Origin of the sequence: Methylobacterium terrae, from assembly GCF_003173755.1 — a bacterium.
Lineage (GTDB): Bacteria > Pseudomonadota > Alphaproteobacteria > Rhizobiales > Beijerinckiaceae > Methylobacterium > Methylobacterium terrae.
This window is the reverse complement of record NZ_CP029553.1, coordinates 5,362,723-5,375,306: the sequence shown is the minus strand read 5'-3', so window position 1 is coordinate 5,375,306 and position 12,584 is coordinate 5,362,723. Positions and strand designations below refer to the sequence as shown.

Sequence of the window (12,584 nt, the reverse complement as noted above, 5' to 3'; positions counted from 1 at the left end):
GGGCCGCTGGACCGGCCGGCTCGTCCAGCCAAACCGGCTCCGGGGCATCCATGTCCAGCCGGCGGCATGCGGTGGACGTGGCTTCATGGTTCGGCGGCAATCCGCTCGCCCTTGGCTGTCGGTGACCGGGCGCCACGCAACGTGCCGACCAGTGCGTCGACACTGCCGTTGCCCTCGGCGAAGCCCGCCTCGTTCAGGATCGCCCCGAGGATCGGGCTGTTGTACTGGTAGCGCAGCAGGTGGCCGGACAGGCTGTCGCCGAAGCTCGCGGAGGCGCCGTTGGCGCCCCCGCCCATCAGGCCGCCGGCGTCGAAGATGCGGATCGAGTCGATCTTCTCCACCGCCCGCATGCTCTCGCGCAGGGCCTCCGGGATGATGCCGAGGCGCTTCAGGCCGGTCTCGTAGGTACGGGCCTCGGCCGAGAGGGCGTTGCGGGCCTCGTTCATCACCCGCTCGCGCTCGGCCTCGGCCTGGCCGAGCCTCGCGATGGCCTCGGCCTTGGAGGCGGCGGCGGTCGCCTCGGCCTCGGCCAGCGTGGTGATGGCGTTGGCCCGGTCCTCGGACGCGCGCCGCTCGGCCTCCGCCGTGACGGTGACCCCGGTGGCGTCCCGCTCCGCCTCGCGGCGGGCCGCGATGACGGCGATCTCGCGCTCGCGCTCGGCGATCTCCTTGGCCTTCGCCGTCGCGACGCGCTCCTCGGCCGCGACCGCCAGGGCCTCCGCCTCCTTGGCGGCGGCGCGGGCCTCCGATTCCTTCTGCGAGCGCTCGGCGATCCTGATGGCGTTGTCCTGCAGGATCAACTGGCGGTCGCGCTCGGCCTCCGCGTTGCGCTGAGAGATGGCGAGGTCGGCCTCGATCCGGGCGCTCTCCGAGGTCTTGCGCGCCTCGGCCTCGCGCAGGCGTACCGCCTGCTCGCGCTCGATCCGGGCGGTCTCCTCGCTCTGCTGGGCGCGCTGCTCGGCCTGGGCGGTCTCGGCGCGGGTCTCGGCGGTCTTGTTGGCGATGTCGCGCTCCTGGGCGAGCTGGGCCTCGCGGGTGGTGCGCTTGATCTCGAGCTGCTTCAAGGCGGTCTCGCGGTCCTTCTCGGCGACGGCCACCTCGGCGTCGCGCTCGGTGGCGTTGCGCTCCTTGCGGCGCTGCTCGGTGATCTCCTTCAGCCGGGCGAGCCCTTCCGCGTCGAAGGAATTGTCGGGGTTGAAGTGCTCGATCGAGGTCTGGTCGAGGCGGGTCAGCGAGGCGGATTCGAGCTCGAGGCCGTTGTGGCGCAGGTCGCCCGAGACCGCCTCCTGCACGCCCTTCACGAAGTCGGCGCGCTTCTCCTGGAGGTCGGGCAGGGTCATGCCGGCGGCCACCGCCCGGAGCGCATCGACGAACTTCGCCTCGATCAGCTCGCGCAGGAGCATGGCGTCGTTGGTCCGCTCGCCGAGCGTCTGGGCGGCCAGCGCGATCGATTCCTCGCGGGGCTCGACCCGGACGTAGAACTCGACGGTGATGTCGGCCCGCAGGCGGTCCTTGGTGATGAGCGACTCGTTGCCCGAGCGCTTCACCTCGAGGCGCAGCGTGTTGAGGTTCACCATGGCGATGGAGTGGAACACCGGCAGCAGCACCGCGCCGCCGTCGACCACGACCTTGCGCCCGCCCAGGCCCGTGCGGACGAAGGCTGTGTCGCGGGTGGTGCGCCGGTAGAGCCGGCTGAACACGAAGCCGATGCCGATGAGCGCGACGACGATGATGCCGGCGATCACCAGCAGGTTGACGAGACCGGAACTGACCAAGTCCATCGGGGGCGTTCCCTCGGTTGCGGGAGGCGAAGGGATCAGAGGTCCGGCGTCGCCGGGACCGCGACGTAGACCGCGTCGGCCCGGTCCACGAGCAGGACGCGGGTGCCGGTCCGCATCGGCGGCGTCCCGGACGCGGCGCGGGCGCGCAGGAGGTGGAGGTTGCCGTGACGGTCCATCGCCCGGACCTGCCCGGGCAGCCCGTCGTCGAGGGGACCGAGGGTAACCTCCGCGGTCGCGCCGACGAGGTCGTCGGCGGTGACGGCGTAGCTCTCGTCCCGCGGGATCAGCCGGGCGAGCGCCCGGGTCGCGACGCGCAGAGCGGGCAGCGTCGCCGCGCCCGCGAGCCCGACCGCGGCAGGGGTCGGCAGGGGGGCGAGCAGCGCGGCGGCGAGGCCCTGGAGGGCGAAGCCCGCGAGCGCGAAGACGGCGAGGCCCAGGATCAGGAGGATCAGGAAGGGCACGCGGCCGAGATTGATCCAGGACATCAGCGCCGCCGGCGAGAACGCCCCGTCCGCATCCGCCGCGGTCGCGAGGTCGCCGCCGCCACCCGCCTCGTGACCGAGCGCCCCGTCGACCAGCCCCGAGAGGGATTGCCCGACGAGGAGCGAGACCGCCTCGACCACGACGAGGCCGGCCATCACCGCCGCCGCGAGGGCGAAGGGGAACAGGCCCGGGCCGGCAACCGCGCCCGCCAGCGCGGTCACGACGACCGGCCCTGCTTGAGCGCGGCGAGCCGCCGCTCGATGGCATCGTCGCGGTGGAGGCGGTCCAGCTCCTCGATCGAGGGGTCGGCGACCGCCGCGGCGGTGCCGGTCGCCCGGTCGATCGCCCGCAGCGACTGCCCGAGCCGGCGGGTGCGGTCCGCCTCTTCGCTCCCGTAGCCGTCGAGGGGATCCGCCGCCTTGGCCGGAGGCCGGCGCAGCAGCGCGATCCGGTGCTCGGCGTCGCGCCGGGCGGCGGTGGCGGCCTGCATCGCCTTGACGGCCGCCGCGTGCCGCTCGGCGACGTCGGCGAGGCTCGAGGCGATCGCCTCGATCTGGCTCTCCAGGTCGAGCTGCCGCGCGATGCCGGCCCGCGCCAGGTCCTCGCGCCCGTTCGCGAGCGCCAGGGCCAGCTTCTCGGGCAGAGCGGACAGCTCGGCGTCGAGCTGTCCGCACCGGGCTGAGAGACGGTGCTCCTCCGCCTTGACCTTGCCGAGGTCGAGCCGGGCGTCCTGGATCACCGCATCGATCTCGCGCAGGGCCTGCTCGGCGACCGCGAGGGGGGCGCGGTCCTCCACCGCGTCGAGGGCGGCATTGGACAGGCCGCCGATGATCCGGCCGACGCGGGTCAGGATGTTCTCGGTCACGCGGGTCTCCTCCTTCGGTGCGGCGACGGAGACGCCCACCTGGATGGTGAGCACGTCGCCCGCGAGCGCGAGGCGGGCGCTCGCGAGGTCGCGCCACGGGCCGTCGTAGCCCTCGACGCGGTAGGGCATCGTGCGCCGGCCATGGAGCGTGGAGAGCGCGATCTCGGAGGCGCTCTTCACGCTGAACAGCTTGTCGTCGAGCGGCATGGACGTGACCCGCTCCGGGTCGAGGTCCGCCGCCTGCCGGGCGAAGTCGCGGATCCCCAGGGTGACGAGGCGGGCCGGCAGCCCCGTCTCGTCGCGCACCCGCTGGTAGCCCTGCTCGATCAGGGCGACGACGTTGGCGCGCAGGCCGTGCTCGCGCCGGATCTCCGCCAGGACGACGAACATCCGCCGGTAGGCCGCCAGCAGGGCCCGGACCGCACGGAGATCCTCGGGCCCGGGCAGGAGCCGGTACGTCAGCCGGGAGGGAAAGGCTCCTGAGCGAGGCATGCCTGAAGAGTAAAACACCAAATCGGTGTTTTCAAGCCGAGCAGGTCCGCCGGATGTGAGGGAGGCCGTGCCGGACCACCGGCCATGGGCGTGCGGGGTCCCTCGGCTCGCTCCACGTCGGCCCTACCGCGTCGCCTCCCGCCCCTCCCCGTCGCCCCCGCCCCGCAACAGCTCTCCCGCCACGTCGCCGAGCCGCGGCGGTGGTTCGCGGGTGAAGGGCAGCGGCCGGCACACGGCGAGGGCGGCGAGACCGAAGCGCGCCGTCATCAGCCCGTTCAGCACGCCCTCCCCGAGCTTCGCCGAGATCCGCGCGGCGACCCCCAGTCCCAGGACCTGCTGCACCAGGCTGTCGCCGACCGCGACGCTGCCGGTGACGGCGAGATGGGCGAGGGCCGCCCGGGCGAGGCGCAGGAAGCCGAACAGGCCGGGCCGGCCGCCGTAGATGGTGGCGATGCGGCGCAAGAGCCGGACCGCCGCGAAGATGACGAAGCCGACATCGACGATCGCCCGCGGGCTCAGCGCCGTCACGGCGGAGACCTGCTTGGCGGTCTCCGCCACCGCCGCCTTGGCGGCGCGGTCGAGGGAGGCTAGCAGCTCGGCCTCGGCGATGCCGATCCGGTCCTCGACGTCGAGGATCTGGTCGTCGAGGGCGGCGAGCCGGGCGCGGGCGGCAGCGGCCGCCGGCCGCCCGGCGTAGAGGGCGGAGAGATCGCGCACCACCGCCTTGGCGGCGCTGTGGTCGCGGGAGCGCAGCGCGTCGAGGGCCTCCTCGCGCAAGGTTTCGATGCGGCGCTCGCGGAGCACCCCCGCCACCTCGCGCCAGACGATGGCGAGCAACGCCACCACGGCGACCGCGAGAAGCACCAGGGCGACGATCCCGAGCCAGGGCGCGGCGGAGAACAGGTCGGCGATCAGCCGCTCGACCGCGAGGCCGATCCCGAGCGAGGCCAGTCCCCCGAGGGCCGAGAGGAGCAGCGTCGCCCAAGGCGCGCGCGAGCGCGGCGCCACCGGCACGGGCACGCCGTCGGCGGCCTCGACGATCTCGAACGGCTCCTCCACCACCCGGATGCCGTCGGCGAGCGCCGTCTCGGTGCCGGGCGGCGGGGCGGTCGGAGCCTCCGTGCCGGCGGGCGGAAGGCGGAAGGCGCGGGGCTTCTGGGGGGGAGGACTCGTCATCAGACCCTCAGGCGAGGCGGTCGCCGATCAGGAAGTGCAGGGCGCGGTCGAGGCGGATCTGCGGCAGGCGGCCCGGGCGGCCGAGCGCATCGCGCGAGACGAGCGGCGGGCGGAAGCGCGGGAAGCGCAAGGATCCCGGCGGCACCGCCCCTTCCAGGACGGCCTCGGGCCGCTCGGGCAGCTCGCCGGGGAAGATCGCGGCCTCGGTCTCGCCGTCGAAGGTCTCGCCGTCGATGCTCTCGCCCGCCTCCGGCGTGCCGGCCACCGCCCGGAACGAGGCCGGCCCGTCATGCACCACCGTCTCGCGGGTCGAGCGCACCGAGGCGAGCGCCTGGGTGCTGACATGGGCGCCGGCGGCCTCGGTGCGGCGAAGCGAGCGGGCGACGAGGAGGCGCAGCAGCGCGTCGAGCCGGTCGTGGCTCGCGTGGTGGAGGTGGTCGGCCTTGGTGGCGGCGAACAGGATCCGGTCGGCCCGCGGCGCGAAGAACCGCGACAGGAGGCTGTTGCGCCCGACGCGCAGGCTCATCAGCACCCGGTCGAGGGCTTCTTCCAGCTCGGCGAGCGCCGCCGGCCCGGCATCGACCGCCGCCAGCACGTCGACGAGGACGATCTGCCGGTCGATGCGCTGGAAGTGGTCGCGGAAGAACGGCGTCACGACGCGGTGCTTGTAGGCCTCGAAGCGGCGCTGCATCAGGCCGCCCAAGCTGTCCGCGTTCACCGGCCCGTTCAGGATCAGCGGCGCGAAGGTCAGCGCCGGCGAGCCGGCGAGGTCGCCGGGCATCAGGAAGCGGCCGGGCGGCGTCGTCGCCACCGCCTCGGGGCCGGCCCGCACCGCGGCGAGGTAGGTGGTGAAGGCCTCGCTCGCCCGCTCGGCAACGATCTCGTCGAGGGGCTGGTTCGGGTCGAGCGCCCGCAGGGACGCGAACCAGGGCGCCGCCATCGCGGCCCGGCCGGGGCGCTCGCCGGCGGCGATCGTCTCGCGCGACCAGCCCTCGTAGGTCTGCTCGATCAGCGCGAGGTCGAGCAGCCACTCGCCCGGGTAGTCGACGATGTCGACCATCAGGCTCGCGGGACCGGTGCGCCAGCCGCTCTTGCGCTCGTAGTCGATCTCGAGGCGCAGCTGGCTGATCCGGTCGGTCGAGCGCGGCCAGCGCCGCGCCTCCGTCAGCGCCGCGAAATGGTCCTCGTAGGGGAAGCGCGGCACCGCGTCGTCGGGCTGCGGCACCAGGCGAGCCCGGCGCAGGCGGCCCTCCTGCGAGGCGCGGAGCGCCGGCAGCGGGTGGAGGCCGGTGAGCTGGTGCACGAGCGCGGTGGTGAACACCGTCTTGCCGGAGCGGGCGAGGCCGGTGACGCCGAGCCGCACCGTCGGCTGGACCAGGAGATCGTTCGAGGCCTCCGCCAGGGAACGCGTGGCCTCGGTGACGGACTTGGCGAGGGAGCCGGCACGCGCGGCGAGGTCGGTCAGGGGCGGCACGCGGTACGCTCTCGCTTCATCGTGATCCGGGAGGTGGCGCGGCGCTCGGGCTTCCGCAAGGGCTCGGGGCGCGAGGGCTCGGGGCGAGAGGGCTCGGGGCGAGAGGCCTCAAGGCGCGGCCTCGGCCTGCCGGCCGGCCGCCCCGCGCTCGGCATCGGCCCGGGCGATCGCGGCGGCGACGAGGGCCGGGCTCGCCCGGAGCGCCCCGAGCTCGACCGAGGACATCGCCAGGAGGACGGGCGCGAGGCGCCCGGTGGCCCGGCCGTCGGGCGTGAACAGGCCGAGATCGTCGCCGGGCTTGACGCCGACGCTGCCGGCGATGCGGGCGGCGTAGTTCTGGATGCGGATCTCGTCGGAGCCGCAGAGCGGCGCCGGCGGGCGCAAGGAGGGCGGCAGCGACGAGGCCGGGGCGACGGCGAGCGTCGGCAGGGCGGCGGCCTCCGCGGCGAGGCGGGCGCCGTCGAGGATCCGGCCCGGCTCGACCGCGGCCGCGGGGCGCGCCGTCTCGCCGATGCCGGTGGCGATGGCGGGGAGCGGGGCCGCCCTGACGGCCCGCACCGGCTGGCGCGGCCGCCCCTGCATCCGGGCGAGCGCCGACCAGGGCTGGACCCGCAGGGCGTTGCCGGCGACCGGTCGGGCGGCAGCCGCGCCCCCCGGCGCGCGCACGACCCGCCGGGGGGCGCCGCCGCGGCCGTGCGTGGCGAGGAAGCGCGCCCGTAGGGTGCGGCCGAGGCCCTGGGGCGCCAGGGCCGCCAGAGCCGGCGAGGCGGCCCGCACGGGGGCCGCCCCCCGCCCCGGGGTGGCCGGGCGCGCCGCGGTGGCACCGCCGCACTCGGCCGGCGCCCAGCGCCGGACGATCGCGAGCGCCGAGCGCCGCCCGTACTCGCCGTAGTAGCGCCGCAGCAGCGAGACCGCGGCATCCGCCCCCTGCCCGGCGGTGGCGAAGCCGGTATGCCCCTCCTGGTCGCCGCCGATCTCGCCGTCCCAGCGCGCCCGCTTGATGCACCAGTAGTTGTTGAGCTTGACGCAGCGCGCCACGAAGGCCGGATCGCCCGGCGCCGCCCAGGCGGTCCAGGCCAGCGAGAGCGGCTTGAGCCCGTCGCGGGTCTCGGCTCGCCAGTTCGACACCGCCCGCGCCTCGGGACGGTAGACCGGCCTCTCGCGGACGGGTGCCGCCAGGGCGGAGGCCGCGGCGAGCCCGTCGCCGATCCGCCCGGCGCCGTCCCTGACCAGGGCGGCGCCCGCGTCGGCCGCGGGTCCGGCCGCGAGGCTCAGGGCGAGGAAGGCGGCGAGGATCACGGGGCCCGTGGGTCTCCGTTCAAGGCTTGGGCTCTCTCAAACGGCCCGGGGGCGATCCGGTTCGCCACCTCTCTACTCGTCCTCGCCGTGCCCCAGGCTCTTCGGCGTCACGAAGCGCTCGACATCGCCCTCCCCGGCCTCGACCTCGACCCAGGATTCCACGGGCAGGTCGATCACCGCGACCGCTGCCGTCGGGTACTTCTTGGTCAGCGCCCGGCGCGCCTCCCCGGGCTTGCCGAGCAGCCGGGCGAGATCCTGGAAGCCCGGATTGTGGCCGATCATCAGGGCGGTGGCGACGTCGTCCGGGATCGCCCGCACCACGTCGAGGAGGCGCGAGACCGGCGCCTCGTAGATCTGCGGCACGGTCTCGTCCGGCACCGCACCGAGGGCCGGCTTGACCAGATCCCAGGTCTCCTGCGTGCGCCGGGCCGGCGAGACCAGCGCCCTTCCGGGGATCAGCCCCTCCGCCGCCAGGTAGGCGGCCATCTTCGGCGCGGCGTCCCGGCCGCGGGGCGCCAGCGGCCGGTCGACGTCCGAGGCGCCGTCCGGCCAGTCGGACTTGGCGTGGCGGAGCAGGATCAGGCGGCGCATCGCTCTAGCGTCCCTCGCGGCGGCTCAGGAAGGCGAGCTTCTCGAACAGCCCGACATCCTGCTCGTTCTTCAGGAGTGCCCCGTGCAGCGGCGGGATCAGCTTGCGGGGGTCGCGCTCGCGCAGCTGCTCCGGGCCGATATCCTCGGCCATCAGCAGCTTGAGCCAGTCGAGGAGCTCGGAGGTCGAGGGTTTCTTCTTCAGGCCCGACGCCTCGCGCACCTCGAAGAAGATCCGCAGGGCCTCCTCGACGAGGCGCTGCTTGATGCCCGGATAATGCACGTCGACGATGGCTTTCAGCGTGTCGGCGTCCGGGAACTTGATGTAGTGGAAGAAGCAGCGGCGCAGGAAGGCGTCCGGCAGCTCCTTCTCGTTGTTCGAGGTGATGATGACGATCGGCCGGCGCGCCGCCCGCACGGTCTCGCCGGTCTCGTAGACGTGGAACTCCATCCGGTCGAGTTCGAGCAGCAGGTCGTTCGGGAACTCGATGTCGGCCTTGTCGATCTCGTCGATCAGCAGCACCGGCCGCTCGGGGGCGGTGAAGGCGTCCCACAGCTTGCCGCGGCGGATGTAGTTGGCGATGTCCGACACCCGCGGGTCGCCGAGCTGCGAGTCGCGCAGGCGCGAGACCGCGTCGTACTCGTAGAGGCCCTGCTGCGCCTTGGTGGTCGACTTGATGTGCCAGGTGAGCAGCGGCGCGTTCAAGCCCCGGGCGATCTCCTCCGCCAGCACGGTCTTGCCGGTGCCCGGCTCGCCCTTGACCAGGAGCGGGCGCTCCAGGGTGATGGCGGCGTTGACCGCGACGGTGAGGTCGCCGGTGGCGACGTAATTCTCGGTTCCGGTGAAGCGCATCGGGCTCGTGTCAGTCCTGTCGTTCGGGAATTTCCCCGAACCTATGCGGCGAAGGCGGCGCTGGCGAGCCCCGCCCTCCTCACAGCTTCGACGGATCGAACCACACGCAGCTGCGGGCGATCACCGAGAAGTTCACCTCCGAGCGGGCCGGCTGGGGCAGCAGCTCGCCGTCGATCGCGACCGTGGTCTGGTTCGAGGTCGCGCCGTCGCCGAAGGTCTGGGGGCGGGTCACGTAGCAATACTGCTTCTCGGGCTTCTGCTCGTCGCCCTTGAAGTTCCAGCCGGTGACGATCGAGCCGTCGAGGTAGGGCACGGTCTTGAACACCGTGAAGCTCGTGCGCACCGCGGCCGCGGCGCTCGCGGGCGCCTCGGTCTTGCCCTGGTTGCCGGTGAGCGCGGACACGTCGGGTCGGCCCTTCGCCGCCGGCACCGCGCCCTCGATCTTGAGGGTGTTGTCGGTGAGCCGGACCTCGCCGCTCGTCTTGAGCGTCGTGGTCTCGAGGGCCTGGGTCAGGGCCTTCGCGAGCTTGTCGGAGGCGTTGCCGACCTCGTTCATCGTGGCGTAGCCGTAGAAGGCGGCGCCGAGGCCGGCGCCCGCCAGCCCTATGAGCGCCCCGAGCCCGATCGCCCGGAACAGGAAGGCGCGGGCGTTGGAGATCCGCGCCTCGGCCCGCAGGCGCCCGTTGACGTGCTGGGCGAGCGCGACGTTCTCCGGCGTGCCCGGTGCGAGGTAGCTCACGGTCTCGGCCTCTCGATGCGGTCGTCGTCGCGCGCCGGCGGCGCCGGGGGCGTGCCGGCCTGCGGTACGGTCGGCGAGCGGCGCTGGTCGAGGGGGATCGCGGCGCCCGAGGCCACCGCGGCCTCGCGCATCGCCCGCTGCGCGTCCTGGATCTGGGTCGCGCTCTCGGCCATCTGGTTGAGGAGGAGCGGCATGCCTTCGGCATGCATCACCGCGTCGAGGTCGTCCTCGTCGCGGTAGGTCCGGCGCAGCTGCACGGCGCAGAGCGCGAGCAGCGTCGAGGCGAAGGCGGCGCAGAGAGCCGGCGCGAAGACGAAGATGCGCAGGAAGGCGTGGACCTGCTGGTCGGTCACGTCGACCGGATCGGCGCCGTAGACCATCGCGGTGAAGGAGTGGAGCTGCGAGCGCCGCACCGCGTCGCGGTAGGCCCCTTCGGCTTCCGTCACCCGGCGGTCGGCGGCGGCGCGGTCGAGCTGGGCCCGGGCGGCGCGGGCCTCGGCCAGGTTCTTGGCCACCACCGCCCGCTCGTCGCCGGCGGATTTCAGGCTGCCCGCGATGGTGGCGGTGCGCGGGTCGGTGACGCAGCGAAGGTAATTGTAGCGCTTGCCGCGGCTGTTGGTGCCCGACAGGCGCTCGCAGCGCTGGCCCGGCAGGCCGGCGAGCTGGGACGAGGCCTCGGTGGTGCGCTTCTCGAGCGCGGCGGCTTCCGCCGCGTACTGCGCCACCCGGGCATCGGCCTGGGCGATGCGGTTGTCGATCGTGCCGCGGTCGGCCTCGGCCTCCTTCAGGACGGTGCGGGCCTTCGAGGCCTCGGCGAGGCGGGGATGGAACATCATCTCGCCGAGCTGCGACACCGACTTGGTGGTGACGCCCGCCGCCATCACGATGCCGATCACCGCGAGGCTCTTGATCAGCCAGTCGCGCTGGACCCGGATCAGGATGCCGAGCGGCACCCGGCACAGCTCGATCGCCGCGTAGACGATCGGCGCCAGCAGCATGAACCAGAAGCTCTGGTCGTTGCGGTCGGCATAGGTCTCGGCGAAGAACCAGGCGCCGGCGAGCGAGGTGCAGATCACCAGCGCCTCGACGACGTACGCGATGGCGACGTAGCCCCAGCGGATGCGGTAGCCCTTGCGGATCGCCCGGTCCTGCTTCCAGGCGTCGGTCTCGTCGGTCCAGGCGCGCTGCTCGCGCACCACCACCCGATCGGGAGGCTGTCGGCTCATCACCACTCCTCGCACCACTCCTCGCCTGGCCGCCCGGGGCCGCGGCCGCGTACACGGATTCTCAATCCTTCGTCTTAAGCGGGTTTTGCGCCGAAAATGCGCCCTGGGCGAGTGGGGCTTGCCGCGGCGCAGCGTCCGGGCGGCGGTTTACGCACCGCAAAACGCGTCGCCCGCGTTAGAACTGGCGCGTGGCGCGGTCGTCGCGCCGCGAACCCGACGCCGCTCAGGCGGCGTCGCCAGACCGGAGCGAGGCCCCGCATGTCGGACGACCGCTACCACAAGGACCGCTATCACAAGGATCGCCTGGGCAGCCGCCGCCTGATGCCCGAGACCCTGATGCTCGGCTACGGCTACGACCCCGCCCTGTCGGAGGGGGCGGTGAAGCCGCCGGTCTTCCTGACCTCGACCTTCGTGTTCACCTCCGCCGAGCACGGCAAGGCGTTCTTCGACTACGTCTCGGGGCGGCGCGAGCCGCCGGCCGGCGAGGCGGCGGGCCTCGTCTATTCGCGCTTCAACCATCCCAACAGCGAGATCGTCGAGGACCGCCTGGCGGTGTTCGAGGAGGCGGAGGCCGCGCTCCTGTTCTCGTCGGGCATGTCGGCGATCGCCACCGTGATCCTGGCGCATGCCCGGCCCGGCGACGTGGTGCTGCACTCGCAACCGCTCTACGGCGGCACCGAGACGCTGATCGCCAGGACGCTCGCGGGATTCGGCATCGGCGCGGTCGGCTTCCAGGACGGCACCGACGAGGCGAGCGTCGCGGCCGCCGCCGAGGCGGCGGAAGCGCTGGCGCGGACGAGCGGCGGACGCGTCAGCGTCGTGATGGTCGAGACGCCGTCCAATCCCCTGAACACGCTCGTCGACCTCGCGCTGGTGCGCCAGGCGGCCGACCGGATCGGCGCCCGCCAGGGCGGGCCGGCGCCGGTCGTGGTCTGCGACAACACCCTGCTCGGCCCCCTCTTCCAGCACCCCTTGCGCCACGGCGCCGACATCTCGGTCTACTCGCTCACGAAATACGTCGGCGGCCATTCCGACCTCATCGCCGGGGCGGCTCTCGGCTCGGCCGCCCGGATGAAGCCGGTGCGCCTGCTCCGCTCGGCGATCGGCACCCAGCTCGACCCGCATTCGTGCTGGATGCTCGGGCGCTCGCTCGAGACCCTGACCCTGCGGATGGAGAAGGCGAACCGCAACGGCGAGATCATCGCCGAACGCCTGCGCGCCCACCCCAGGGTGACGCGGCTCCACCATCTCGGCCACCTCGAACCCGGCTCCGGCGCGGCGAGGGTCTACGCCGCCCAATGCGCGGCGCCGGGCTCGACCTTCTCGTTCGACGTCGCGGGCGGCGAGCCGGGGGCGTTCCGGGTCCTCAACGCGCTCCAGCTGTTCAAGCTGGCGGTGAGTCTCGGGGGGACCGAATCGCTCGCCAGCCACCCGGCCTCGACCACCCATTCGGGGGTGCCGAAAGCCGTGCGCGACCGCCTCGGCGTCACCGACGCGACGATCCGGGTCTCGATCGGCATCGAGCATCCGGAGGATCTGGCGGCGGATCTGGAGGCGGCGCTCGCGACGCTGGGTTGAAAATCGGCGCCGGCGGTCGCGAAAGCGCCC

General features: G+C 73.6%; 11 protein-coding genes. 1 reads left to right on the top strand and 10 read right to left on the bottom strand.

All coding sequences use genetic code 11. The features are described from left to right. Nucleotides 1-83 precede the first annotated feature (83 nt). The 10 genes from DK419_RS24805 to DK419_RS24760 form a co-directional block, all read right to left on the bottom strand. Nucleotides 84-1,781, bottom strand: a complete 1,698-nt coding sequence (locus tag DK419_RS24805) for a flotillin family protein (protein ID WP_109961449.1) — start codon at nucleotides 1,779-1,781, stop codon at nucleotides 84-86. Nucleotides 1,782-1,816: 35 nt separating this feature from the next. Further along, nucleotides 1,817-2,485, bottom strand: a complete 669-nt coding sequence (locus tag DK419_RS24800) for an OB-fold-containig protein (protein WP_109961448.1) — start codon at nucleotides 2,483-2,485, stop codon at nucleotides 1,817-1,819. Further along, nucleotides 2,482-3,621, bottom strand: a complete 1,140-nt coding sequence (locus DK419_RS24795; protein ID WP_109961447.1) for a PspA/IM30 family protein — start codon at nucleotides 3,619-3,621, stop codon at nucleotides 2,482-2,484. Before DK419_RS24795 ends, DK419_RS24800 begins: the two co-directional genes overlap by 4 nt. Before the next feature lie 123 nt (nucleotides 3,622-3,744). Further along, nucleotides 3,745-4,797 carry a YcjF family protein gene (locus DK419_RS24790; protein WP_109961446.1) on the bottom strand — a complete coding sequence of 351 codons (1,053 nt, stop codon included), beginning with the start codon at nucleotides 4,795-4,797 and terminating at the stop codon, nucleotides 3,745-3,747. Between the two features lie 7 nt (nucleotides 4,798-4,804). Beyond that, nucleotides 4,805-6,271, bottom strand: coding sequence for a YcjX family GTP-binding protein (locus DK419_RS24785; RefSeq protein WP_109961445.1), 1,467 nt, complete (start codon nucleotides 6,269-6,271; stop codon nucleotides 4,805-4,807). 108 nt (nucleotides 6,272-6,379) lie between these two features. Then, the gene (locus DK419_RS24780; RefSeq protein ID WP_109961444.1) at nucleotides 6,380-7,570 is read right to left on the bottom strand and encodes a hypothetical protein; all 1,191 of its coding nucleotides are present in this window, start codon (nucleotides 7,568-7,570) and stop codon (nucleotides 6,380-6,382) included. Between the two features lie 72 nt (nucleotides 7,571-7,642). Further along, nucleotides 7,643-8,161 carry a SixA phosphatase family protein gene (locus DK419_RS24775; protein ID WP_109961443.1) on the bottom strand — a complete coding sequence of 173 codons (519 nt, stop codon included), beginning with the start codon at nucleotides 8,159-8,161 and terminating at the stop codon, nucleotides 7,643-7,645. Nucleotides 8,162-8,165: 4 nt separating this feature from the next. Beyond that, nucleotides 8,166-9,011, bottom strand: a complete 846-nt coding sequence (locus DK419_RS24770) for an AAA family ATPase (protein ID WP_109961442.1) — start codon at nucleotides 9,009-9,011, stop codon at nucleotides 8,166-8,168. Nucleotides 9,012-9,090: 79 nt separating this feature from the next. Next, nucleotides 9,091-9,750, bottom strand: a complete 660-nt coding sequence (locus tag DK419_RS24765; protein WP_109961441.1) for a hypothetical protein — start codon at nucleotides 9,748-9,750, stop codon at nucleotides 9,091-9,093. Then, nucleotides 9,747-10,976, bottom strand: a complete 1,230-nt coding sequence (locus tag DK419_RS24760) for an ATPase (RefSeq protein ID WP_245442698.1) — start codon at nucleotides 10,974-10,976, stop codon at nucleotides 9,747-9,749. The genes DK419_RS24765 and DK419_RS24760 overlap by 4 nt, the downstream gene beginning before the upstream one ends. 258 nt (nucleotides 10,977-11,234) lie before the next feature. Between DK419_RS24760 and DK419_RS24755 the strand changes: the two genes are divergently transcribed. After that, entirely contained in the window at nucleotides 11,235-12,554 is a 1,320-nt protein-coding gene (locus DK419_RS24755) for a cystathionine gamma-synthase family protein (RefSeq protein ID WP_109961440.1), read from the top strand. Nucleotides 12,555-12,584: the final 30 nt, after the last annotated feature.